At 65.3% G+C, this 20,246-nt stretch carries 28 protein-coding genes; 14 read left to right on the top strand and 14 right to left on the bottom strand.

What is annotated here, in order from left to right; genetic code table 11:
* The first annotated feature begins 29 nt into the window (after positions 1-29).
* Together R2C4_RS11065 and R2C4_RS11060 are read left to right on the top strand one after the other, a co-directional pair.
* Positions 30-665 (top strand): DUF1007 family protein, encoded by a 636-nt coding sequence (locus R2C4_RS11065; RefSeq protein ID WP_141890671.1) that lies wholly within the window; start codon positions 30-32, stop codon positions 663-665.
* Position 666: 1 nt separating this feature from the next.
* Positions 667-1,581 (top strand): nickel/cobalt transporter, encoded by a 915-nt coding sequence (locus R2C4_RS11060; RefSeq protein ID WP_141890670.1) that lies wholly within the window; start codon positions 667-669, stop codon positions 1,579-1,581.
* 3 nt (positions 1,582-1,584) lie between these two features.
* Here the strand turns inward: R2C4_RS11060 and R2C4_RS11055 are convergent, their stop codons facing one another.
* Positions 1,585-2,235, bottom strand: a complete 651-nt coding sequence (locus tag R2C4_RS11055) for a TIGR02453 family protein (RefSeq protein WP_141890669.1) — start codon at positions 2,233-2,235, stop codon at positions 1,585-1,587.
* Between the two features lie 118 nt (positions 2,236-2,353).
* Here R2C4_RS11055 and R2C4_RS11050 point away from each other — a divergent pair, with 118 nt between their 5' ends.
* The gene (locus tag R2C4_RS11050; protein WP_141890668.1) at positions 2,354-3,736 is read left to right on the top strand and encodes an MATE family efflux transporter; all 1,383 of its coding nucleotides are present in this window, start codon (positions 2,354-2,356) and stop codon (positions 3,734-3,736) included.
* Positions 3,737-3,751: 15 nt separating this feature from the next.
* Here R2C4_RS11050 and R2C4_RS11045 read toward each other — a convergent pair whose 3' ends face one another.
* Positions 3,752-4,120 carry a DUF1428 domain-containing protein gene (locus R2C4_RS11045; RefSeq protein ID WP_141890667.1) on the bottom strand — a complete coding sequence of 123 codons (369 nt, stop codon included), beginning with the start codon at positions 4,118-4,120 and terminating at the stop codon, positions 3,752-3,754.
* A gap of 174 nt (positions 4,121-4,294) precedes the next feature.
* Between R2C4_RS11045 and R2C4_RS11040 the strand changes: the two genes are divergently transcribed.
* Positions 4,295-4,738, top strand: coding sequence for a nucleoside deaminase (locus R2C4_RS11040; RefSeq protein ID WP_244940718.1), 444 nt, complete (start codon positions 4,295-4,297; stop codon positions 4,736-4,738).
* 18 nt (positions 4,739-4,756) lie between these two features.
* Here the strand turns inward: R2C4_RS11040 and R2C4_RS11035 are convergent, their stop codons facing one another.
* Positions 4,757-5,119, bottom strand: coding sequence for a PRC-barrel domain-containing protein (locus R2C4_RS11035; protein WP_058285742.1), 363 nt, complete (start codon positions 5,117-5,119; stop codon positions 4,757-4,759).
* A 149-nt stretch (positions 5,120-5,268) separates the two neighbouring features.
* A complete protein-coding gene (locus tag R2C4_RS11030) occupies positions 5,269-6,132 on the bottom strand; it encodes a delta-class carbonic anhydrase (RefSeq protein ID WP_141890665.1) in 864 nt (287 codons plus the stop codon).
* A gap of 219 nt (positions 6,133-6,351) precedes the next feature.
* Between R2C4_RS11030 and R2C4_RS11025 the strand changes: the two genes are divergently transcribed.
* Complete coding sequence (locus tag R2C4_RS11025; RefSeq protein WP_141890664.1) at positions 6,352-7,152, top strand: hypothetical protein; 801 nt, start codon at positions 6,352-6,354, stop codon at positions 7,150-7,152.
* A 21-nt stretch (positions 7,153-7,173) separates the two neighbouring features.
* Here R2C4_RS11025 and R2C4_RS11020 read toward each other — a convergent pair whose 3' ends face one another.
* Together R2C4_RS11020 and R2C4_RS11015 are read right to left on the bottom strand one after the other, a co-directional pair.
* Complete coding sequence (locus R2C4_RS11020) at positions 7,174-7,587, bottom strand: hypothetical protein (RefSeq protein WP_141890663.1); 414 nt, start codon at positions 7,585-7,587, stop codon at positions 7,174-7,176.
* Positions 7,588-7,600: 13 nt separating this feature from the next.
* Positions 7,601-8,803, bottom strand: a complete 1,203-nt coding sequence (locus R2C4_RS11015; protein WP_141890662.1) for a pyridoxal phosphate-dependent aminotransferase — start codon at positions 8,801-8,803, stop codon at positions 7,601-7,603.
* A gap of 96 nt (positions 8,804-8,899) precedes the next feature.
* Here R2C4_RS11015 and R2C4_RS11010 point away from each other — a divergent pair, with 96 nt between their 5' ends.
* From R2C4_RS11010 to R2C4_RS11000, 3 genes are all read left to right on the top strand, one after another.
* On the top strand, positions 8,900-9,316 hold the full coding sequence (locus R2C4_RS11010) for a helix-turn-helix domain-containing protein (protein WP_058285737.1): 417 nt from the start codon (positions 8,900-8,902) through the stop codon (positions 9,314-9,316).
* 7 nt (positions 9,317-9,323) lie between these two features.
* On the top strand, positions 9,324-9,581 hold the full coding sequence (locus tag R2C4_RS11005; protein ID WP_141890661.1) for a succinate dehydrogenase assembly factor 2: 258 nt from the start codon (positions 9,324-9,326) through the stop codon (positions 9,579-9,581).
* A 76-nt stretch (positions 9,582-9,657) separates the two neighbouring features.
* Complete coding sequence (locus R2C4_RS11000; protein WP_375543687.1) at positions 9,658-10,155, top strand: MarR family winged helix-turn-helix transcriptional regulator; 498 nt, start codon at positions 9,658-9,660, stop codon at positions 10,153-10,155.
* Positions 10,156-10,678: 523 nt separating this feature from the next.
* Here the strand turns inward: R2C4_RS11000 and R2C4_RS10995 are convergent.
* Positions 10,679-11,602 carry a hydrogen peroxide-inducible genes activator gene (locus R2C4_RS10995; protein ID WP_141890660.1) on the bottom strand — a complete coding sequence of 308 codons (924 nt, stop codon included), beginning with the start codon at positions 11,600-11,602 and terminating at the stop codon, positions 10,679-10,681.
* A 142-nt stretch (positions 11,603-11,744) separates the two neighbouring features.
* On the opposite strand from R2C4_RS10995, the gene R2C4_RS10990 reads away from it, so the two are divergent.
* On the top strand, positions 11,745-11,984 hold the full coding sequence (locus R2C4_RS10990) for a YdcH family protein (RefSeq protein ID WP_141890659.1): 240 nt from the start codon (positions 11,745-11,747) through the stop codon (positions 11,982-11,984).
* A gap of 13 nt (positions 11,985-11,997) precedes the next feature.
* The gene (locus R2C4_RS10985) at positions 11,998-12,189 is read left to right on the top strand and encodes a hypothetical protein (protein WP_141890658.1); all 192 of its coding nucleotides are present in this window, start codon (positions 11,998-12,000) and stop codon (positions 12,187-12,189) included.
* A gap of 135 nt (positions 12,190-12,324) precedes the next feature.
* Here R2C4_RS10985 and R2C4_RS10980 read toward each other — a convergent pair whose 3' ends face one another.
* The 3 genes from R2C4_RS10980 to R2C4_RS10970 form a co-directional block, all read right to left on the bottom strand.
* Positions 12,325-12,753 (bottom strand): VOC family protein, encoded by a 429-nt coding sequence (locus R2C4_RS10980; RefSeq protein WP_008554058.1) that lies wholly within the window; start codon positions 12,751-12,753, stop codon positions 12,325-12,327.
* A 74-nt stretch (positions 12,754-12,827) separates the two neighbouring features.
* The gene (locus R2C4_RS10975; RefSeq protein ID WP_244940819.1) at positions 12,828-14,180 is read right to left on the bottom strand and encodes a hypothetical protein; all 1,353 of its coding nucleotides are present in this window, start codon (positions 14,178-14,180) and stop codon (positions 12,828-12,830) included.
* Positions 14,181-14,264: 84 nt separating this feature from the next.
* Positions 14,265-15,167, bottom strand: coding sequence for a transferrin-binding protein-like solute binding protein (locus R2C4_RS10970; protein WP_141890656.1), 903 nt, complete (start codon positions 15,165-15,167; stop codon positions 14,265-14,267).
* 248 nt (positions 15,168-15,415) lie between these two features.
* Between R2C4_RS10970 and R2C4_RS10965 the strand changes: the two genes are divergently transcribed.
* Positions 15,416-16,249, top strand: coding sequence for a thymidylate synthase (locus R2C4_RS10965; RefSeq protein WP_141890655.1), 834 nt, complete (start codon positions 15,416-15,418; stop codon positions 16,247-16,249).
* An 18-nt stretch (positions 16,250-16,267) separates the two neighbouring features.
* Positions 16,268-16,747 (top strand): dihydrofolate reductase, encoded by a 480-nt coding sequence (locus R2C4_RS10960; RefSeq protein WP_141890654.1) that lies wholly within the window; start codon positions 16,268-16,270, stop codon positions 16,745-16,747.
* Positions 16,748-16,818: 71 nt separating this feature from the next.
* On the opposite strand, the gene R2C4_RS10955 is transcribed toward R2C4_RS10960, so the two are convergent.
* Positions 16,819-17,025: a cold-shock protein gene (locus R2C4_RS10955; RefSeq protein ID WP_008555379.1), complete on the bottom strand. Its 207-nt coding sequence runs from the start codon at positions 17,023-17,025 to the stop codon at positions 16,819-16,821.
* 189 nt (positions 17,026-17,214) lie between these two features.
* Between R2C4_RS10955 and R2C4_RS10950 the strand changes: the two genes are divergently transcribed.
* Both R2C4_RS10950 and R2C4_RS10945 read left to right on the top strand, forming a co-directional pair.
* Positions 17,215-17,532, top strand: coding sequence for an ArsC/Spx/MgsR family protein (locus R2C4_RS10950; RefSeq protein WP_141890653.1), 318 nt, complete (start codon positions 17,215-17,217; stop codon positions 17,530-17,532).
* A 42-nt stretch (positions 17,533-17,574) separates the two neighbouring features.
* Positions 17,575-17,943: a hypothetical protein gene (locus R2C4_RS10945; protein WP_058287843.1), complete on the top strand. Its 369-nt coding sequence runs from the start codon at positions 17,575-17,577 to the stop codon at positions 17,941-17,943.
* Between the two features lie 70 nt (positions 17,944-18,013).
* Here the strand turns inward: R2C4_RS10945 and R2C4_RS10940 are convergent, their stop codons facing one another.
* From R2C4_RS10940 to bufB, 3 genes are read right to left on the bottom strand one after another with little or no spacing between them, the layout of a single operon-like run.
* Positions 18,014-18,577 (bottom strand): DoxX family protein, encoded by a 564-nt coding sequence (locus tag R2C4_RS10940; protein WP_141890652.1) that lies wholly within the window; start codon positions 18,575-18,577, stop codon positions 18,014-18,016.
* Positions 18,578-18,581: 4 nt separating this feature from the next.
* Complete coding sequence (locus R2C4_RS10935; protein ID WP_141890651.1) at positions 18,582-19,337, bottom strand: HvfC/BufC N-terminal domain-containing protein; 756 nt, start codon at positions 19,335-19,337, stop codon at positions 18,582-18,584.
* Positions 19,334-20,188 (bottom strand): MNIO family bufferin maturase, encoded by an 855-nt coding sequence (gene bufB / locus R2C4_RS10930; RefSeq protein WP_141890650.1) that lies wholly within the window; start codon positions 20,186-20,188, stop codon positions 19,334-19,336. The genes R2C4_RS10935 and bufB overlap by 4 nt, the downstream gene beginning before the upstream one ends.
* Positions 20,189-20,246 lie beyond the last annotated feature (58 nt).

Here is a 20,246-nt window from a genome sequence, read left to right as displayed (position 1 = left end):
CTGCCGCCGGAGGCGTAAAGCTTTGACCCATGAAGCGTATTATTCCCTTGCTGGCCGCAGCAGTGCTGGCCCCGCAGGATGCCGGGTCGCATCCGCATATCTTTGTCGATACCGCCCTGAAGGTGATTGTCTCGGACTCCGGGCAGCTGGAGGCGGTTGAGATCACTTGGGCCTATGACGAGTTCTATTCGCTGCTGATTTTCGAGGACCGGGGGCTGGATGGCGATTACGACGGCGCGCTGACGGCGCAGGAGCTGGCAAAGCTGCAGGGGTTCGACATGGCCTGGGTCGAGGGGTTTCAGGGCGACACCTATCTGACCCGGTCGGGCGAAGCGCTGGAAATGGGCGCGCCGGAGCATCTGGCCACCGAAGTGGCGGACGGGCGCATCACCACCCGGCACCGCCGCGTGCTGACAGAGCCGCAGGCCGCCGATGGCGTGGTGATCAAGGCCTATGATCCGGGCTATTACACCGCTTACACGATGACCGGCGGCCTGGAAGTTTCGGGCGGCTGCCAGGCCAGCGTCACGCCGCCGGATCTGGATGCAGCCTATACCAAGGTGGAAGAGCTGCTTTATGCCATGCCTGCGGACCAGGCAGAGGACGCCTATCCGGAGGTGGGAGAGGCCTTTGCCGATACCGTGCGGTTGAGCTGCGGGGCGTAAGGTGCGTTTTTTCCTGGCCATAGCTGCGCTGGGCGTGGCGGGTCTGGCGGTCTGGCTGTGGGGGTTCGGCGGCGCCGGGCTGGTGTCGGCCTGGGCGGCGGAAGGCCAGCGGGAGGCGCAGAATGCGATGGCGCGGGGCCTGCGGGCCTTGCGCGCGGGTGAGCCGGGGGCGCTGACGGCGCTGTTGTCCTTGTGTTTCGCGTACGGGTTTTTCCACGCCGCCGGGCCGGGCCATGGCAAGCTGGTGATCGGCGGCTATGGCATGGGCAAGCCGGTGCCCCTGGCGCGGCTGGCCGGGCTGGCGCTGGCGTCCTCGCTGGCGCAGGCGGCCACGGCGGTGCTGCTGGTGGCGGGCGGGCTGATGCTGCTGGACTGGGGCCGCGAGCAGCTGACCAGCGCGGCCGAGGATGTGCTGGCGCCGCTGTCCTACGGGCTGATTGCACTGGTGGGCCTGTGGCTGCTGGCGCGCGGTGTGCGGCGGCTGCTGGGCAGCCGGGCTGGCGGACACGGCGCCCACGGCCATCACCACCATGATCATGAGGCTGGGGAGGTGTGTTCCTCCTGCGGGCACCGGCACGGGCCAACGGCGGAGGAGGCGGCCAATGTCCACTCCCTGCGCGACGCGCTGGCGATCATCGGCGCGGTGGCGCTGAGGCCCTGCACCGGGGCGGTGTTCCTGCTGCTGCTGACCTGGCGGATGGGCGTCTTGTGGTCCGGGATTGCCGGCGCCTTCGCCATGGGGCTGGGCACGGCCACGGTCACGGTCGCCGTGGCCGCCGCTGCCGTCACGATGCGCAAGGGGGCGCTGGCACAGATGCAGGGAACCGGTGCCTTGCGCGCTGCCGCGGTGCTGGAGATCCTGGCGGGCGGGGTGGTGGCCGTGCTGGCCTTTCAGATCATGCTGCGGGCGCTGTGAGGCTCAGGCTTCCAGTGCGTCTTCCAGAAGTTTGAACATCGGCTCCAGCGTCAGATAGGCGGACATCAGCGCCGCCATCGGGGCGGCCTGTTCGCGCGGGCTCATTTCGTGCCAGAAGGTCAGCGACTTGCGCTGCAGCAGGTGGCCGTGGGGATGGGCCTTGCCAAAGGGGGCGGGAACGCGTTTCAGCTCGGGCTCATTAGAGGCAAAGCCCTTGAGCGCGAGGATGTCCAACATGGCTGCGGCCTCATCCCCGGTTTCGCCGTCGACCGCGGTGCGCCAGACAGGCAATTGCGCCTTGGTGAAGTTCATGATGCCGCCGCCGGTGGTGCAGGACTTGGGGTCGATGCCGAAGAACAGCGCACAGCCTGCGCCGTTTACCGTCCACATCATGTGCAGATGGGTCTTGTAGGGCGTCTTGTCCTTGGAAAACCGGACGTCGCGCTGAGGGCGGAACAATCTGGGCACGGCCTGCCTGCCGGTCCGTTTGGTGATCGCCTGCGCGACCTCGTCCAGCAGCAGCAGGGCGGGGGATTTGAGCTGCGCCTCATACCGGTCCTTATGCGTGGTGAACCAGTCGCGGCTGTTGTCCTGCGACAGCTCCGTCAGGAAGGCGCGGGCGTCGGGGATCAGCTGCGCAAAGGGGTCGGTCATTTGAATAGGCTCCTGCAAGCGGTGGGGCGGTCTGTGCAGAATACCACCATGGGCCTGTGCGGGGGGCAAGGAGACTCTGCTCTTGCCGGAGCCTTCCGGCGGGCCTAAGGCTGATTTCATGAGCACGTTAACGAACCGACACTCCGAAATGTCCCCCGGCGGCCATGCCCGGGCAATCGCCGTTCTTGGCCTGCCGCTGATCGGCGGCCATGTGGCGCAGTTTGCCATCGGCCTCACCGATACGGTGATGCTGGGCTGGTACGGGGTGGAGGAGCTGGCAGCGGTGACGCTGGGCTCGACCTATTTCTTTTCGATCTTCCTCCTTGGGTCCGGCTTTGCCTTTGCGGTAATGCCGATGGTGGCGGCGGCGGCCGGCGCGGGCGAGGAGCGGCAGATCCGCCGCTCCACCCGGATGGGGCTGTGGCTGTCGCTGGCCTATTGCGCGCTGGCGATGCCCTTGCTGTGGTGGTCGGAGCCGATCCTGCTTTTGCTGGGGCAGGAGCCGCAGGTGGCCCATGCGGCGGCAGAGTATCTGCGGATCGCCGGCTGGGCGGTCTTTCCGGCGCTGTTGTACATGGTCGCCAAATCCTATCTGGCGGCGCTGGAGCGGACCCAGATCGTGCTGTGGCTGTCGGTGATCGGGGCGGTGCTGAATGCGCTGGTGAACTATGCGCTGATTTTCGGCAACTGGGGCGCGCCGGAGCTGGGGATTACCGGGGCGGCGATTGCCTCCCTGGTGACCAACGGGGTGTCCTTTGCGCTGGTGCTGGCCTATGCGCTGAAGGCGCTGCCGGAGCATGAACTGCTGAAGAACTTCCAGCGGCCCGACTGGGAGATGCTGGCCCGGGTGTTCCGGATGGGGGCGCCGATTGGCCTCACGACGCTGAGCGAGAGCAGCCTGTTCGCGGCCTCGGCGATGATGATGGGCTGGCTGGGCACGGTGCCGCTGGCGGCGCATGGGATTGCGATCTCGCTGGCGGGGCTGACGTTCATGGTGCATCTGGGGCTGTCCAATGCCGCCACCATCCGCGCGGGCAATGCCTTTGGCCGCGGCGACCGGGCGCATATGGCGCGCGGCGGCAAGGTGGTGACGGTGATGTCGCTGGGGGTTTCGGTGGTGGGGATCACCCTGTTCCTGGCCATCCCCGGCCCGCTGATGTCGCTGTTTCTTGACCCGGCTGACCCGCAGAAGGATCAGATCCTGCTGATCGGCGGGGGCCTGCTGGCGGCGGCGGCACTGTTTCAGATGATGGACGGGATGCAGGCGGTTGCGCTGGGCCTGCTGCGCGGGGTGCAGGACACCGGTGTGCCGATGGTGATTGCAGTGCTCAGCTATTGGGCAGTGGGCATCCCGGCCTCTTATGTCATGGGGTTCGTGCTTGGCTGGGGCGGCGCCGGCGTCTGGATGGGGCTGGTTGCGGGGCTTACCGCAGCGGGGCTGTTCCTGATGAAGCGGTTCTGGGGGCAGTCAATCAAACGGGTGGGGGCGAAGCCCGCGTAGGCCGGGCAGGGCCGGTCACTCCCACCCGGTGCCGCGCCCCATGGTGTGGATGGGGGAGAATGCGCCCAGGATCAGGCGGCGGTGGTCAAAGGGGATTTCGACCGGGATGTCAAACCGGGTGTCCTTGGCGATCCGGGCTTCGGCCTCTTCCATGTCTTCCCGGCTGGGCCAAACCTGCCAGCAAAAGACGATCCGCTCCCCCGGGCGGGCGGCGACGGCGCGGCGGAAATCGGTGGTCTCGCCGTCCGGCACGTTGTCCTCCCAGGAATCGACAGACTCGAGACAGCCGTATTCCCGGAACAGCTTGGCACTGGTTTTCGCCCAGGCCTTGTAGGCTTCGAAGTTTTCTTCCGGCACGGGGATCACGAATCCGGCGACATACATGGCGGCCCTCCCAAGGATCGGCCGGGGCGCGGCCCGGCCTGGGCGAGTGTGGCACGGGGCGGCCGTTCGCTCCAGTCTCTTGCTGCGCGCCGCGGCGCGGGGTTGACCGTCTGGCGCCCTGCGGGCAGGGTTCTGGAACAGTCTGATTTTCAACCGGAAAGCCTCTTGCCCATGATGACCGACGACGACAAACGCCTGCTGCGGATTGCCAATGAGGAAGCCAAGGCGGGATTTGACGAGGGCGGCTGCCCGATCGGCTCAGTGCTGGCGCGCGGCGGCCAGGTGGTGGCGCAGGGGCGCAATCAGCGGGTGCAGATGGGCGACCCGATTGCGCATGGCGAGATGGATGCGCTGCGCAAGGCGGGGCGGCAGACGTCTTACCGCGATACGGTGCTTTATACCTCGCTGTCGCCCTGCATGATGTGCAGCGGCACCATCGTGCAGTTCGGCATTCCGCGGGTGGTGATCGGCGACACGCAGAATTTTGGCGGCAATGAAGAATTCCTGCGCGCCCGCGGTGTCGAGGTGGTGATCGCCGAGGACCCGGACTGCATCGCGCTGATGCAGCGGTTCATCCGCGAAAAGCCGGAGCTGTGGGCGGAAGACATCGCCGAATAGGGGATAGGGGAGGCGCGGTCAGAACCAGTAATAGGGCACGTGGTAATGATCGTAGATGCTTTCCTCGTGCTTGCGGTCGCGGTGCCAGCCTTCGTACTGCGCCGGGGCGCTTTTCAGCTGGTCCGGTGTGATGCTGGTGCGGAACCCGTCCAGGCCGCTGTCGTATGAGAGCGCCCCCCACGGGATCACGAATTCCCGTTCGCCAAGGCCCAGGAAGCCGCCGAAGGTCATGATCGCGTAAACGGCCTTGCCAGAGGACTTGTCGATCATCAGGTGATCAATGGTGCCCGCCTTCTCGCCGGTCTTGTCGTAGACCGCGGTGCCGGTGACGTCATTTGTCGAGACGAGGCTGCCGCCAGAGCCGTGTTGAGCCTGTTGCATGGTCTTGCTCCTGTTTCTCGTATGGACAAAGAAACAACGTCCCGGCTGGCCGATTGTTCCGGTGCCGGGCGGGCGGGCCGGGCGGCGCGAAGCCCCTTGCCTGGCCTGCGTCCGGGGCGGCAGCAGGCCAGGCGGAGCGGTCCAGGCGGTTACCGGGTGATGTGCGACAGCAGGTCCGGATTGGTCACCAGATTGCGCACGCCGTGCGCGTGGTCCTCGTCAAAGACATTGCCGTCCAGCCACTTCCCGACCGAATGGATGTTCACCTTGGCAACCTTGGGGCGCACGCTCCAGGTCACCTGGAAGGGGGAGCCAGCCTCGTTATAGCCGGGGCCGGTGGTGGAGCCTGCATATTGCACCGGGGTGCCGGTGGAGCTGGGAATATTGACGGCCTGATGCAGCCCGTTGGCCATGCCGGGTTCGGCCAGCACGGCGAAATCAAGCGCGGCGTCATCGTTCACCAGCACAAACACCTGCGCCTCCACCCTCAGCTGGGGGTTCTTGATCGCATCGCTGAGGCAGGCGCCGAGCGTGGGGCCGGGCTGCACTTGGGCGGTGGAGTGGACGTAATGCACCTCGATCGTGTCGCCGGGCTGCAGGCCGCCATGGGCGGAGGCGCCGATCGGGTGGTCCAGCGCGGCGGTTTCTGCCGCGGTCAGCGTGCCGTCGTATGTGTAGCCGGTGCCGTGGCCCTGGCCGTCGCCATTGCCGGCATAGGTGGTGAATTCACCGCCGCGGTGTTCGGCGTTCTTGTGAAAGTGGATGTTGCAGAGGTTCATGGCGGTGGAGGGCGGGGCCGGTTCAAAACTGCGGCTGTTGGCGCCGGAAGCGGCATCAATGTCGCGCGGGGATTGCGGGCCGAAGCCCGCGCCTTTGGTCCGGGCAGTAAGCGCAGCGCGCTGCGCCGCGATCACGTCATCAGCAACCGGGGCCGCATCAACCGCATAAGCGGCGGTGCTGGTGAGCAAAGCGGAGGCGGTTGCGGCGGCCAGGGCCAGAGTCACTTTTTGCATGGGGGATCCTGTTGTAACTGAAAACCAGAGAAATTGCGCCGGGGTGCCGCCGCAGGTGCCGTTCCCGGCTGCCAGGGCGGCAGCGGCATTGGTGTGGTAATTAAGTTGTGTTTAAGGATTGTTAATATCGTAAAGGTTGATTGCGCCACGCTTTTCCTGCGGCGGCGCTGTGGTAAGCTACAGGGGGAGCAAGATTGCCGCCGGCAGGGAGGCGCCAGCATGGCACGACGCCATTTCATCAGCACGCGGTGGCCGGGTCTGCGGCAGGTCCTGCTGCTGGCGCTGCTGGCGCTGCTGGCCTGCCTGCTGCCGGCTGCTGTGCCTGCGCAGACCAGCCCCGCGCCGCCAAGGGCCGGGCTGATGTGGAACCGCACCGGGCTGCCCGCCGTGTTTCCCTTGCAAGTGAAGACGCCGGCGGGGGCGGATTATTACCTCACCCTCAGCGATGCAGAGACCGGCGCGGCGGCGCTGGCGGCCTATATCGAGGGCGGCGCATTCTTCAAGGTGCTGGTGCCGCCGGGGCGCTATGTGCTGCGGTTTGCCAGCGGCGAACGCTGGCAGGGCGAGGACCGGCTGTTCGGGCCGGGTGCGCAAACACAGCGGTTTGAGCTGCCGCGGGTGCTTGAGTTTGCCATCCGCGGGGCTGGCATCAAGGCCGGTCACGCCGTCACCCTGTTCCGTCAGCAACCGGGCGGCGGGCTGGAGGCGGCGGTGGCGGCCCAGCACATTTGCCAGATCGCCAGCGTGGAGGGCGCGGAGCCGCAGCCTGTGCCTGCAAGCGCAAGCGGCCTGTTCCGGCTGGGCGGCGATGCGCGGTCACGGGGTATACTGCATCTGCAGTGGCGGCTGCAACTGGGCGGTCCGCAGGCGGGAACGCCGCTGGAGCAATGGCAGCGCAGCCTGTTCTTGCTGGGGAACCCGCTGCTGCCGCCGCGTGCTTCGGGGCTGGACGGCCGGGACCGGCCGCCGCCGCCGGTGCGGTTCCGGTCTTATTCGGTGCGCTCGCTGTTTTGCGGCTGACCCGGCCGCGATGCGGGTGGCTTATTCGCCGCCGCGGGCCTTGATCAGCCGATCAGCCTTCTTGCGCACCAGCACGCTGCGCAGGTCGTGCATGGCCAGCAGCAGCGCATCGGTGACATCCTCCAGCTGCTCATCGGTGGCGCGGCTGTTGGCCCAGTGGGCGGTCAGGTTCAGATGGTCGATGGCCCGGTGGATATCGTCGGTATCGCGGGCGGCGAGGGTGGCGGTGCGGGCCGCCATCCAGGACTTGATCTCGGCCATGTCCTGATCGCTGAGCTGGCGCTGGCCGTGCGGCTTGATCTCGCCGTTGCGGATGTTCACAACGGCGATCTGGTCCATCTCGATCCGCCGCTGGCGGTTTTCGGTGTCGACGCGGAAAACAAAAGCGCCGTTTTCACGGACGCGGAAATAATACTCCGGCAGATCGGCGCTCATGCCTTGTCTCCTGTCAGGCCAGCGCGGCGCAGAAGGTCTGGATGCGGCGGCAGGCCTCCTCCAGCGCTGCGTCCGAGGTGGCGTAGCTGACGCGGAAGTTCGGCGACAGGCCGAAGGCCGCACCAAAGACCACGGCGACATCGGCCTCTTCCAGCAGGGCGGTGGCAAAATCCTCGTCCGTTTCAATCACCTTGCCCGCGGGCGTGGTCTTGCCGATCAGACCGGCAATGGAGGGGTAGACATAGAACGCGCCCTCGGGCGTGGGGCAGGAGATGCCGTCGATTTCATTCAGCATCGACACCACCAGATCGCGGCGGCGGACGAAGGTTTCGTTGTTGGGCGCCAGAAACTCCTGGGTGCCGTTGAGCGCCTCTACCGCGGCCCATTGGCTGACCGAGCAGGGGTTGGAGGTGGACTGCGACTGCACCTTGCGCATGGCTGCGATCAGTTTCTCCGGGCCTGCGGCATAGCCGATGCGCCAGCCGGTCATCGCATAGGCCTTGGAGACGCCGTTGCAGGTGAGGGTGCGGTCGTAAAGCTGCGGCTCCACCTGGGCGGGGGTGCAGAATTCGAACCCGTCATAGGCCAGATGCTCATACATGTCGTCGGTCATCACCCAGACATGCGGGTGGCGCAGCAGCACGTCTGTCAGCGCCTTCAGTTCCTCCCGGCTGTAGCCCGCGCCGGTGGGGTTGGAGGGGGAGTTGAAGATGAACCATTTGGTGTTGGGGGTGATCGCCGCCTCCAGCTGATCCGCGGTCAGCTTGAAATTGGTCTGCAGCGAGGTTTCGGCAATCACCGGCGTGCCGCCCGCCAGCAGCACCATGTCGGGGTAGGAAACCCAGTAGGGGGCGGGAATCACCACCTCGTCGCCGTCGTTCAGGGTGGCCATCAGGGCGTTGTACAGCGTCTGCTTGCCGCCGGTGCCGACGGAGACCTGCGCCGGCGTGTAGTCCAGCCCGTGATCGCGCTTCATCTTGGCGCAGACCGCCTGTTTCAGCTCCGCGATGCCGTCGGGGGCGGTGTATTTGGTCTTGCCCGCGGCGATGGCGGCGACGGCCGCGTCCTTGATGTTTTGCGGCGTGTCAAAGTCCGGCTCGCCGGCGCTGAGGCCGATGACGTCGCGTCCGGCGGCCTTCAGCTCGGCCGCCTTGGCAGTCATCGCAATGGTCGGTGACGGTTTGACGCGGGATAAGGTCTCGGACAGGAAAGACATGGTCTGCGGCCTCGGTTTGTATGTTGCTCGCAACTGTCATAGGGTGCGGCTGGACGGCGATCAAGCCGCGTTCAAACTGGATGAGGAGAACTGGCAATGACGGAGCAGACTACAGACTGGTACGGCCCGGACGCAGCGACATTTGGCGACCGCGTGGCGGCTGCACGGGAAGCTGCCGGAATGACCCAGGGCCAGCTTGCGCGCCGGCTTGGGATCAAGAAGTCCACGCTCAGCGCCTGGGAACGCGACCTGGCGGAGCCGCGCGCCAACAAGCTGACGATGCTGGCCGGCGTGTTGAACGTGTCGATGTCCTGGCTGCTGACCGGCGAGGGCGAAGGGATGTCGGAACCGGCGCCGCTGGAGCTGGAAGCGGGCGATTTCACAAGCATTCTGAACGAGTTGCGTGACCTGCGCAGCGAAATGCGCCAGAATGCGGAGCGGGCGGCGCGGCTGGAGAAGAAGCTGCGGACCCTGCTGCAGGTCAATGACGGCCAGACCACAGAAGTTGCCTGAGACCAGGATGCAGGAAGACCGGACCATCCGCCTGAAACGGCTGCAGATGCGCTCTATGCGCCGGGGTATCAAGGAAATGGATATCCTGCTGTCGGCCTTTGCAGCCGCCAATCTGGAGCAGATGGATACTGCGCAGCTGGATCTTTATGACCAGCTGCTGCACGAAAACGACCAGGATCTGTACCAGTGGGTGACCGGCCAGGCGGAGCCGCAGGAGCGGTTCCGCGCACTGGTCGCGGACATAGCGCAAACGTACCAAAAATAATAAAATACCGGCTTAACCGATTTTTCGGGAATTGTTGGCATCTTACCTCAGAAGCAAATTCGAGTCGGAGATGCGAATGAGTATGGAATTGCCAATTAGCCGGACGGACCGCAAAGGTTTCATGACTGGCTACCTGGAGGCGCTGGCCCTTGTCGAGCGTCTCCACCGTCTGCTGCTGGATGTCATCAAGGACGAGTTTGAACGCGTCGGCGTGCTGGAAATCAACGCGGTTCAGGCGCTTTTGCTGTTCAACATCGGTGACAATGAGGTGACCGCCGGGGAATTGAAGACCCGCGGCTACTATCAGGGCAGCAATGTCAGCTACAACCTCAAGAAGCTGGTCGAGATGGGCTATATGCACCATCAGCGCTGCGAGATCGACCGCCGCTCGGTGCGGGTGCGGCTGACTCAGCGCGGCCGTGAGATCCGCGATATCGTGTCGGCGCTGTTTGCCCGCCATGCCGAAGGGCTGGAAGGCAAGAACGTGATCTCCTCGGAGGGGATCGAGGATATCACCGCCTCGCTGAAGCGGGTGGAGCGCTACTGGTCGGATCAGATCCGCTATATCTACTAAGGCGCTGGCCGGGCGATGATCCCGGTGGCGACGGGCCGTGAAATGCTGGCAAAGCACTGGCAGGCCAAAACCGGGCATGAGGGGAAACCGTGTTCCGGGTGTATTGAAGGGCAAAGCGCCGGGACCCGTGCGGGGCCGCGGCTGAAGGTTGCAGAAGTGACCGCCCTTGTTCCCGCATGAGGGGTTTACCCTGCGGCGGCTTGTCCCGCTGAAGCGGAAATTATTATTGGTTTGTGTTTTTCAGAAAACCGGAAGGCGGGGTATTGCACCGCCGGGCACGGACAGCACCGGTCAGGCGCTGTGCCGGTTTTTTGCGTTGTGCCGGGCGGTACAGCCAACTGCGCAACCGGGGCCGCCCAAGCGAAGCTCCATCACGCTGACTGCGTTGGCGGGCTGGCTGCGTTGGCCGGGCTGACTGGGCTGGGGCTGCCGGCAGCGGACCGGGCGCTGGCCTGGGGCCTTGCCGCCAGGCGGACAGATGCGGTTCACGGCGGCCCCCGCGCGGCCTGGCCTGTGTCCGGGTTTACAGGATCACCTGATCGGAAAATTCCTGTTCGGCAACGCTGCGGATGAAGTCTGCGAGTTTCAGGAAGGCGGGCGGGCTGCCGCTGCTGCGGCGCCAGGCCAGGCCGGCCTGCCGGTAAAGCACCGGCTGCATCGGGATCACTGCGACATCGCCTTCGCCGCGCTTGACTTCGGAGCCGACATACAGCGCGGGCAGCAGCGTGACGCCCATGCCAAGCGAGACCATCTGGCGCAGCGCATCAAGGCTGGTGCCCTCGAAATCCTCGCGCAGGTTTGCCCCCGACGCCGCGCTGAGATGCGAGACCTGGCGGCTCAGCGTGTAAGACGGGTTGAGGCTGAGCAGGTTCTCCCCGGCCAGATCCGCGGTCTTCACCCGCTTTTGGCCGGCCAGCGGGTGGTCCCGGGCCACAGCCAGGCTCAGCGGCTCCCGGAACAGGAAGGTGTGGCGGATGTCATCGCGCGGCACCGGCAGCTGGGTCAGGATCAGATCGTGCCGGCCCGCCAGCAGATCCTCCGTCAGCTCGCGCGGGGGGGCGTCGCGGATGACCAGCTTGAGGTCCGGGAAAGACTGATGCAGGCGCCGCAGCACCCGCGGCAGCAGGTAGGGGCCGATTGTCGGCGACGAACCGAGCCGCAGGGTGCCCTCCAGCTGGGCGCCTGAGGCCCCCGCGGTCTGGCTGAGCCGCTCCACATCCTGCAGGATCTTTTCGGCCTGGAGGGCGGTGTCCCGTCCTGCCGGCGTCAGGATCAGGCCGCTGCGCCGCCGTTCGATCAGGCGCGTGTCCAGGGCCTTCTCCAGGGCGGCGATCTGCAGGCTGAGGGAGGGCTGGCTGATGCCCAGCTGCCGCGCCGCATTGCGGTATTGCAGGGCTTTGCTGAGGACAGAGAAATAGCGCAGCTGGCGCAGGGTGATCTCCGGCATCTGGGGCCCTCCATTGCGTTGGATAGCTAAAACCTATCTTTATTCACAATACTATTGGCTTCTTAAAAGGCAATTGCAGCCCATCTTGAGTGTCAGGCGGCGGGGTGGTGTGCCGCCGGTACCGGAAAAAAGGAGGCAATTGATGAAGAACAGTCCACGGGTAAAGGTTTTCTCGCTGCAGGTGAGGCTGGCCAAGCTGCGCCTGAAGCACCAGTCGCTGAAGGCGAAAATCGCCAAGGAGCTGAAACGCCCGTCGCCGTGCAGCATGATGCTGCAGGGGCTGAAGCGCCAGCGCCTGCGGACCAAGGATGAGATCATGCGCTGCCTGACCCAGCTGCGCCGCACCGGGCTGCCGGGCTTTTCGCAGCAGCAGTCCGCATAGGGAGGCAGCGGTGATGTTTCAGTATACCCATCCGCTGAGCGGTGCGGGCTTTATGCACAGCGCCGATCTGGACGATATGCGCGCGGCCCTGCTTGATGAGGAAGAAAAAGAGGACGACGACGGTCCTGATGGCGGCAGCCCCTTTATCGCCGGGCAGCGTTCGCAGGTGACGCTGACGTACGGATCCCAGACCCGCCGGGCCTGAGGGGGCGGAGACACGCGCGCCGCGCGAAGCCGCCTGATCGCCCTCCGGTGCAAGCCGGAGGGCTGATTTCTTTTCAGCCGAACCGATCGAACGGGCCGCCGCCGGTCCGCACCGGACCCCGCGGCCTGCCGGCGCCTACCAGTGGCCGGTGTTTTCCATGCTGGCCCAAGGTTCTGCCGGGGCCAGCGACTCGCCGTTCTGGAGCAGTTCGATGGAGACGTTGTCGGGCGAACGCACGAAGGCCATATGCCCGTCGCGCGGCGGCCGGTTGATGGTGACGCCGTTGTCCATCAGGTGCTGGCAGGTGGCATAGATATCGTCCACCCCATAGGCAAGATGGCCGAAATGGCGGCTGTCATCGGGAAGCGCGTCGTCGCCGTCCCAGTTGTAGGTCAGCTCCAGCGGGGTTTCCTCCTGGCCCGGCGGTGCCATGAAGATCAGGGTGAAACGGCCCTGCTCGTTTTCCCAGCGCCGGGTCTCCTTGAGGCCCAGCAGCTCGTAGAAGGCCATGGATTTCTCCAGATCCTTCACCCGGACCATGGTGTGCAGATATTTGAGGGGCATGGGGGTCTCCTGTTATCGCTGTCAGGGACTTTAGCGGCGCGGCGCGGGAAGGCCAGCAAAAGCGCCGGGCGGTGTCAGAATTTTGACTCGATCCCCAGCGAGACGGAGAATTCCGAGCTGTCAAAGCGGCTGTGGTTGGAACTGCGCTTGCCGGCCCGGACCCGCAGCATTGGCGCAAAGCCGGCGTAGTCGTAGTCTTCGAAGAACAGGTTCAGGTCAGCATAGACGGAGCGGTCCTGGCGGCCGCCGGGGATGGGCTGCCAGTCGCTGCCGTCATAGAAGATGTGGTCCGGGTAATCGGCGGCCCCCAAAATCAGGCCGGTGCTGATCCTGGCCGGGCCGACCAGCTGCCCGAAGGCATAGCCGACGTGAACGGTGGCGGTTTGGCCGCTGGAGTTCACGCTGTTTGCCCGGGTGTCGCGCAGGCCAAGCGTGAAGGTGAGGCTGTCGCCGTTTTCAAGCTTGCGCGACAGCGATGCCCCAAGGCCGAAGACATCGGCTTGCAGGCTGGCCAGTCGCGGATCCAGGCGGTGTTCGGCGCTGCCGTTGAGGGTGAGGCGGCTGCGGGGCGAGAGGGCCCAGCTGCGGGCGGCAGACAGTTTCGCAAGGTTGTAGTTTCGTTGGCCACCGTACCAGGAGGTGGCGGCGGTCAGGTCGGCCCGGGCGCTGCCGCCCTTGTCCGCAGGGCCTGCGGTGAAGGCGTGGCTGAGGGTGATCTCGCCATAGGTCGATCCGAATTCTGAATTCCGGGGGGCCGTGGTCCCGGTGCTGGCGGCAAGATCTGCCGCCTCTGCCTTGGCGCCGGAGGACAGGGCCACGCGCTGCACATAGAGGCGCCCGCTGAGCGTGGTCAGGCTGGTGCCGCTCTGGCGCAGGCGGCGGGTTATGCCGGCATCAAGGGTGCCAATGAGACCGGACAGGGCAACCGCCCGCGGCCCGAACCGGTTTTCATGCGACGACAGCCCGTCGATTTCCTGCGTCGCGGCATCGGAGCCGTTGTTCACATTGTTCGATGGTTTCAGCCCGCCGCTCAGCCGGAAGGACCAGGGGCTGATGCGGCGCAGCGCCTGATAGTCCTTGGCGATCAGCTCTTCGGCCTTCCTGTCGGGCGCGTAGACTGCGGTGCGGCGCAGCCAGTATTGCGACAGGACCGGGCTGCCGCCCTGGAACGCCAGGCGGGAGGCGAGCTGGGCCATCTGGTATTTGGTGGCGTCGTCGGGGGCGAAGCGGAAGGCGCGGGCGGCGGATTTGCGGCCCTTATCCGGCTGCCCGGCCTGCGCATAGGCGGCGGCCTGAAGGTGCCAGGCCAGGTGGTTCTTGCGGTCGGCCTGCAGCAGCGCCTCCGACACCCGCAGCGCCAGCTGGTGGTTGCCGGAACTCAAGGCATGCGCCGCCAGAACATGCCCCTGCTGGAGCGACAGGTGCATCTGGGGCTGCTTGGTCTCCTGAGCGGAGGGCTGGGCCGTTGCCAGGCCCAGCATCAGACATGCCGCAATTGCCTTGCGCATGGTTTAGGGGCAGGCCGGGTCCGGGCTGGCGCCGTCGCAGGAGCCAAGCACAAAGACGCCGTATTCCTCGATCGGAACCGTGCCGCCTCGGAGGGCACTGATGTGGTCAGTAGCGTGCAGCGATCCTGCCACTGCGGCGGCATTGGAGCCGGCAAAGACGCCGCCGTATTGACCAACTGCGCTGCCATCCGTTGAGACGTCGCCGGTAAAGCTGCCGTCGGAAGCGATGCCGGTCGGGTTGAGGGCTAGGTTTTCAACTGCGGTTCCGGGCTGATCGGTGATCTGGCGGTTGTAGATGCCGCCTTTTACCCGGTTGTCGGTGAAATCGGCATTGATGAAGACGTCGCCGGTGACCTCAGCTGCCTGGCCAGGCAGAATGGACGGGTTGGTGCCGTTGGAGGGGTCGATCAGATCGCCGTTGTCGCCGTCGACGTTCAGCAGGCCAACGTAGGTGCCGGCATAGCTGACGATGCCAGTGCCGCTTTGGCTGGTGTCCGGCGCCGAATAAGTGCCGGTGCGCCCGTAGGTGGTGCCGCCCTGGAAAAACCCGAACTGCCCGCCGGTCACGACAACGGCGGCGTAGCCGCCTTCTGTTGTGCGCACATAGGCGGTGGAGTGTTCCGTCAATTCGTTGTCCTGGACGGTGTAGGCCTCGTACCCGGCCCGGTCGAGCGCGGGCTTGCGGACATATGTAGCAGGGAAGGGTGAGTCATCCAGGCCTACGCCTGTCACCGTCAGGGTTTGATTGGCGGCGTTGTAGCTGACGCTGTCGACGTCCCCGGCCAGGTCTTCCGGAATTGTGCCGGTGACGTCCGTAGGGTCATCATCACTGGTGATGAAAGGGTTGCCCCCGCCGCACGCGGACAGCGCGGCCGCCGCCGCGATCCCTAGCCAAAAGCGCCTCATCTGCCTCTACCTCAATATCTTTATCGTTTTGCGCCACCTTCGGGCGCGGCCGCGGCAAAGTCAATTGAACACTGAGGATTCCGGCGCAACCGTGGCGGATGCGCTACCCGTATGTAGGCTTTGGCCCGGTTGTGCGGCGTATATGTTGTGGGGCGGACGCGCCCCGGCACGGATTTTTACCCTTGGCGGCTGGCGGTGCAGGGGGTATTCCGGGGCGTGATATACAGGGCAAAGCCAGGGGGGGCTCCATGCAGCAGTATCTGGATCAGCTGCGCCATATTCTGGACAATGGCGTGCCATCGGACGACCGCACCGGCACCGGCACGCTGAGCTGTTTCGGGATGCAGGCGCGCTACAGCCTGGCCGACGGGTTTCCGCTGGTCACCACCAAGAAACTGCATCTGCGCTCCATCATCCATGAGCTGTTGTGGTTCCTGTCGGGCGACACCAACATCCGTTACCTGAAGGAAAACGGCGTCTCGATCTGGGATGAATGGGCGGATGAGAACGGCGATCTGGGTCCGGTTTACGGCCATCAGTGGCGCCGGTTTCCCAAGCTGGAGCTGGCGGAAGGCACCACCGGGGATGAGCCGCTCTACCGCGCCGGCAGCGTCGATCAGATTGCGGATCTGGTGGAGATGATCCGCAAAAGCCCCGACAGCCGCCGCTTGATCGTATCGGCCTGGAATCCAGCGGACGTGCCGGACATGGCGCTGCCGCCCTGCCATACGCTGTGGCAGGTGCGGGTGGCGGGCGGCAAGATGCATTTGCAGCTGTACCAGCGCTCTGCCGACATGTTCCTGGGGGTGCCGTTCAACATCGCCTCCTACGCGCTGCTGCTGGCGATGCTGGCGCATGTCACCGGGTATGAGGCGGGGGATTTTGTCCATACGATGGGCGATGCGCATATCTATTCCAACCACGTGGAGCAGGTGCGGCTGCAGTTGTCGCGCACGCCCAAGCCGCTGCCGCAGCTGCGGATCAAGCGGCAGGTCAGCTCGATCTTCGATTTCAAATACGAGGATTTCGAGATCCTGAACTATGACCCTGATCCGGCGATCAAGGCGCCGGTGGCGGTCTGATCTCAAAGGAAGATACCCATGATCACCCTGATCGCTGCGCGGGCGCGCAACGGGGCCATTGGCAAGGACAACGATATCCCCTGGTTTGCGCCCGAGGATCTGAAGGCGTTCCAGCGCGAGACATTGGGCGGCGCCATCATCATGGGCCGCAGGACCTGGGACAGCCTGCCGGTGAAACCGTTGAAGAACCGGCTCAATCTGGTGGTGTCCTCGAACCCTGGGGCGGCAGACATCGTGCTGCCGTCAATCGGGGCGGCGGTGGCGGAAGCCCATGCGCAGGGGTACAGGCGCGTCTACGGCATTGGCGGCGAGGGGATTTACCGCGGCATGCTGGGCATGGCGGACCGGCTGCTGATTACTGAGGTGGATCTGACCATTGCAGATGCTGACGCCTATTTCCCGGCGTTCGAGCCGGACAAATGGGTCAAGGCCGGTGAAACGGTCCTGCGGGACAGCGATCCGGCCTGCGTGATGGTTGAATATCTGCGGCGGGCGTAAAAGGGGCGAGACCCCCGGCCCGTCAGTGCCTGCGCCCAGCCCAAGTCCGGGCGCAGTGCATCATCAGTTGATTAAAGCGCCTTAAGCTCCGCAGCCATTTTCCGGCCGTCGCGGCCTTCGGACAGCTCGTAGCCGATTTTCATATTGTCGGCGAGGCCGGTCATGCCCGACCGCTCTACCGCTGAAATGTGCACAAACACATCCTTGCCGCCTTCATCGGGTTCAATAAACCCGTACCCTTTGGTGGTGTTGAACCACTTCACGGTGCCGCTTGGCATTTCCCGTGTCTCCTTCTACTTTGCACTCCGCCATGGGGGCTGCCCAGGGCATCCGGCCCGCACCCTGCCAAAATTCCGCGGGGGAAGCCGGACAACCTTGAGTGTTACACGGGCCGGGCAAAAATCAAGAAAAACCGGTGAATTCTACCATAAATTGTGCCCGCCGCGGCGCGGGACATAGGGGGATGTATGAAAATCTACGGGCTGAAGACCTGCGATACGTGCCGCAAGGCGTTGAAACAGCTTCCTGATTCGACTTTTGCCGATATCCGGGCAGACGGAATGCCGGACGGTCTGCTGGAGGCGGCTTATGCGCAATTCGGGGCCAAGCTGGTCAACACGCGGTCAACCACCTGGCGCGGCCTGAGCGAAGAAGAGCGCGCCGGTGAGCCGCTGGATCTGCTGCGGGCGCATCCGGCGCTGATGAAGCGGCCGCTGATCGAGCGTGACGGGGAATTATTCCTGGGTTGGGATCAGAACACGAAGGCGGCCCTTGGTGCCGCGTGACCGGCTGATTATGTCGGTGCGGCAGTTTTCGGGAGATTGACGATGCGCAACGCAGCCCTGGTTCTGGGGATTACCGCCGGGATTTTCGGTATGATTGTGGGTTTTTTCGGCTACGGCTACACCGCTGCGGTCGAGCATTTCGGCGAGATCGAAGGGCTGGCGGAGCAGGTCGGCAACGTGCAGCAGCTGCGCCTGCTGGCGGTGCTGTCGCCGCTGCTGGCGATTGCCGGCGGTGCGATGGCGCGGGCGCGGGCCCTGTGGGGCGGCGTGCTGCTGCTGGGGTCTGCGGCCGGGATGTACGCGGGCTTCGGCTTTAATGTCTTTACCATTTTCCCGATCAGCTTTGCCGCCACTGCCGGGCTGATGGCGCTGGCCGCGGGCCAGCCGGATGAGCCCAAGGCGCATTTCTGAGGCTTGCCGGGAAACGAAAAAGGCGCCGCTGCCGGGGGCAGGGCGCCTTTTTTGTTTCTGGGCCAGAGCGTCAGGCGATGGCAGGTTGCATCCGGTGCCGCAGCAGGGTGTCCACGGACAGGGCGCCCGCGCCCTTGACCACCAGGACGGACAGCAGAAAGATCCAGAACAGCCGCTGATCGAGGATTACCGCATCGGGGAAACGGTCAAACAGCGCGCCAAGGGTTTTGTCATCGGTGGCCCCGTGGCCATAAATGTCGGTCAGCGACTGCACGGCCACAAAGCCGATCATGCCCAGCGAGGCCAGCCGGGTCAGCAGCCCGATCACGATCAGCAGAGGCAGGATGAACTCGGCGTAGGTGCCTGCCAGGGCCACGGCCCAGTGAAAGACACCCAGCTGGTCCACATCATAGCCTGCCGCCTCCAGCTGCTTTGGGAAGATCTGGCTGTAGGCGCCGATTGAGGGGCTGAACAGGCCGAAGATGCCGTCGCCCAGCTTGGTCAGGCCGGAATTCCAGAAATAGAGCAGCAGCGTTGAGGCGAAGACAAAGCGCGCCGCCAGCGGCAGCAGCCAGTTGCCGGCCCTTTCAACTTGGCGGAAAACGGCGTCGTGAATGGAGACTAGTGCGTGCATGGTCTTACCCTTTGCTGTTCAGTCCTGTGACCGCACCGCCCTGCAACAGCAGGGCCAGGGTGGCGCCCAGGTCGAATGCTTCGTTTTCGGCGGCGGCCTGTTCCATCGCCGCGCCGATGGTGGCGCCCGCCATCAGGGCGCTGATCCAGACCGCGCCGGCGGGCGGCAGGACCTGGGGAATGGGGTCGAATTCGGGGCGGGTGATCAGCACGTCCTCGGCCTGTGCCGCGGGCTTGGGCGCGCCGTCTTCGGTGTTGTAGCGCCAGATGGCGTGAATGGGCCAGGGCGAGCGCAGCACCTGCACCGCAGGCGCCAGTTCCAGCCGCGTGTCCAGCAGCGCATCCGGCGGCAGCGCGCCAAGCGCCTCCGGCGCGATGGGGGCGGCATCGGCGGCGTGATAGGCGCGGCGCAGCGCCAGCTCCAGCCGGGCCACATCGCCGAGGTAGCCCAGATGCTTCAGCTGCTCCATCGCTTCCAGGAAGGCCGGGAACTCTGCGCCGTAGAACATCATCAGCGGCGACGACGGCGGGTGGCGGCGCAGGTAGATGCCTGCCAGCCCGTCCATGTTCTGCTTGCCCAGGAGTTTCGCAATCACCGGGAAGGCGCTGTGCATCGCCTCGGTCAGCGAGACCGCGACGTTGTTGCGGTAGACGCTGAACCGGCGGCCCGCAGGCTGGCCGAGATGATCGGTCAGCCCGTCCGGCACCGGCTGGCCCGCATCCATCATGGCGCGGGTGAAATCTGTCTGCGAAACACTCATGCCGGAATGCGCTCCAACGCGGTTGCGGCGCGGGCGGCCTCTGCTTCCAGCACCGGCCAGTCCGGCACGTCGTTGTCCCATTCGATCAGCACCGGCCTGGGGCCGGATTTCGCCAGCGTATAGTCCAAGAGCGCCCAGACCGGATCCGCCACTTCGCGCCCGTGGCTGTCGATCAGCAGCGGGCGGCCCTGGCCGTCGTCATCCTCGTCATGACCGCCCAGATGGATTTCGCCCACCTTGTCCAGCGGGAAGGCGTCGATGTAGCCCTGCGGCGAAAACCCCAGATTGCTGGCGGAGACAAAGACGTTGTTCACATCCAGGAGCAGCCCGCAGCCGGTCCGGCGGGAGATTTCCGCCAGGAACTCCGGCTCTGCCCAGGTGCTCTCGGCGAAGGCGAGGTAGCTGGAGGGGTTCTCCAGCAGCATCCGCCGCCCGATGGTCTCTTGCAGTTGGTCGATATGATCGCAGATCCGCTGCAGGCTGGCATCCGTGTAGGGCAGCGGCAGCAGGTCGTTGTAAAAGTGGCTGTCGTGGGTGGACCAGGCCAGATGCTCGGAGAAGCTGGCGGGGTTCAGCCATCCTGCCAGGTGTTTGAGCCGGGCGAGGTGGTCCTTGTCCAGCGGCCCTTCGCCGCCGATGGAGAGGCCGACGCCATGCACCGACATGGCAAAGCGTTCGGACAGGTGGCGCAGCTGCGCCAGCGGGCGGCCGCCGTCGCCCATGTAGTTTTCGGCGTGGATTTCCAGCCATTTGACCGCGCTGGAGCCCGCGGTGATCTGGGCGAAATGCTGCGGCTTGTAGCCAACGCCAGGGGCGGCGGGCAGTGCATCATGGGCAGCGGCGTCAAGCATGGCGGGTCCTGTTTGCGGGGGCAAAAGGGGCGGGAATTCGCACTCCCGCCCCTGAATT

Source organism: Leisingera aquaemixtae, assembly GCF_006740765.1.
Classification (GTDB): domain Bacteria; phylum Pseudomonadota; class Alphaproteobacteria; order Rhodobacterales; family Rhodobacteraceae; genus Leisingera; species Leisingera aquaemixtae.
The sequence above is the reverse complement of the archived record's forward strand: the minus strand, read 5'-3'. Positions and strand labels throughout refer to the sequence as shown.

Excerpts from the sequence above, each read along its gene's own strand:
- R2C4_RS11030 (WP_141890665.1), bottom strand. The coding sequence starts at position 6,132 with ATGCAAAAAGTGACTCTGGCCCTGGCCGCCGCAACCGCCTCCGCTTTG.
- R2C4_RS11020 (WP_141890663.1), bottom strand. The coding sequence starts at position 7,587 with ATGAGCGCCGATCTGCCGGAGTATTATTTCCGCGTCCGTGAAAACGGC.
- R2C4_RS10990 (WP_141890659.1), top strand. The coding sequence starts at position 11,745 with ATGAAGAACAGTCCACGGGTAAAGGTTTTCTCGCTGCAGGTGAGGCTG.
- R2C4_RS10945 (WP_058287843.1), top strand. The coding sequence starts at position 17,575 with ATGCGCAACGCAGCCCTGGTTCTGGGGATTACCGCCGGGATTTTCGGT.
- R2C4_RS10970 (WP_141890656.1), bottom strand. The coding sequence starts at position 15,167 with ATGAGGCGCTTTTGGCTAGGGATCGCGGCGGCGGCCGCGCTGTCCGCG.
- R2C4_RS10985 (WP_141890658.1), top strand. The coding sequence starts at position 11,998 with ATGTTTCAGTATACCCATCCGCTGAGCGGTGCGGGCTTTATGCACAGC.
- R2C4_RS10995 (WP_141890660.1), bottom strand. The coding sequence starts at position 11,602 with ATGCCGGAGATCACCCTGCGCCAGCTGCGCTATTTCTCTGTCCTCAGC.
- R2C4_RS10935 (WP_141890651.1), bottom strand. The coding sequence starts at position 19,337 with ATGAGTGTTTCGCAGACAGATTTCACCCGCGCCATGATGGATGCGGGC.
- R2C4_RS11010 (WP_058285737.1), top strand. The coding sequence starts at position 8,900 with ATGACGGAGCAGACTACAGACTGGTACGGCCCGGACGCAGCGACATTT.
- bufB (WP_141890650.1), bottom strand. The coding sequence starts at position 20,188 with ATGCTTGACGCCGCTGCCCATGATGCACTGCCCGCCGCCCCTGGCGTT.
- R2C4_RS10960 (WP_141890654.1), top strand. The coding sequence starts at position 16,268 with ATGATCACCCTGATCGCTGCGCGGGCGCGCAACGGGGCCATTGGCAAG.
- R2C4_RS11025 (WP_141890664.1), top strand. The coding sequence starts at position 6,352 with ATGGCACGACGCCATTTCATCAGCACGCGGTGGCCGGGTCTGCGGCAG.
- R2C4_RS10940 (WP_141890652.1), bottom strand. The coding sequence starts at position 18,577 with ATGCACGCACTAGTCTCCATTCACGACGCCGTTTTCCGCCAAGTTGAA.
- R2C4_RS11040 (WP_244940718.1), top strand. The coding sequence starts at position 4,295 with ATGACCGACGACGACAAACGCCTGCTGCGGATTGCCAATGAGGAAGCC.
- R2C4_RS10950 (WP_141890653.1), top strand. The coding sequence starts at position 17,215 with ATGAAAATCTACGGGCTGAAGACCTGCGATACGTGCCGCAAGGCGTTG.
- R2C4_RS10965 (WP_141890655.1), top strand. The coding sequence starts at position 15,416 with ATGCAGCAGTATCTGGATCAGCTGCGCCATATTCTGGACAATGGCGTG.
- R2C4_RS10955 (WP_008555379.1), bottom strand. The coding sequence starts at position 17,025 with ATGCCAAGCGGCACCGTGAAGTGGTTCAACACCACCAAAGGGTACGGG.
- R2C4_RS10980 (WP_008554058.1), bottom strand. The coding sequence starts at position 12,753 with ATGCCCCTCAAATATCTGCACACCATGGTCCGGGTGAAGGATCTGGAG.
- R2C4_RS11045 (WP_141890667.1), bottom strand. The coding sequence starts at position 4,120 with ATGTATGTCGCCGGATTCGTGATCCCCGTGCCGGAAGAAAACTTCGAA.
- R2C4_RS11005 (WP_141890661.1), top strand. The coding sequence starts at position 9,324 with ATGCAGGAAGACCGGACCATCCGCCTGAAACGGCTGCAGATGCGCTCT.
- R2C4_RS11000 (WP_375543687.1), top strand. The coding sequence starts at position 9,658 with ATGAGTATGGAATTGCCAATTAGCCGGACGGACCGCAAAGGTTTCATG.
- R2C4_RS11055 (WP_141890669.1), bottom strand. The coding sequence starts at position 2,235 with ATGACCGACCCCTTTGCGCAGCTGATCCCCGACGCCCGCGCCTTCCTG.
- R2C4_RS10975 (WP_244940819.1), bottom strand. The coding sequence starts at position 14,180 with ATGCACCTGTCGCTCCAGCAGGGGCATGTTCTGGCGGCGCATGCCTTG.
- R2C4_RS11065 (WP_141890671.1), top strand. The coding sequence starts at position 30 with ATGAAGCGTATTATTCCCTTGCTGGCCGCAGCAGTGCTGGCCCCGCAG.
- R2C4_RS11035 (WP_058285742.1), bottom strand. The coding sequence starts at position 5,119 with ATGCAACAGGCTCAACACGGCTCTGGCGGCAGCCTCGTCTCGACAAAT.
- R2C4_RS11015 (WP_141890662.1), bottom strand. The coding sequence starts at position 8,803 with ATGTCTTTCCTGTCCGAGACCTTATCCCGCGTCAAACCGTCACCGACC.
- R2C4_RS11050 (WP_141890668.1), top strand. The coding sequence starts at position 2,354 with ATGAGCACGTTAACGAACCGACACTCCGAAATGTCCCCCGGCGGCCAT.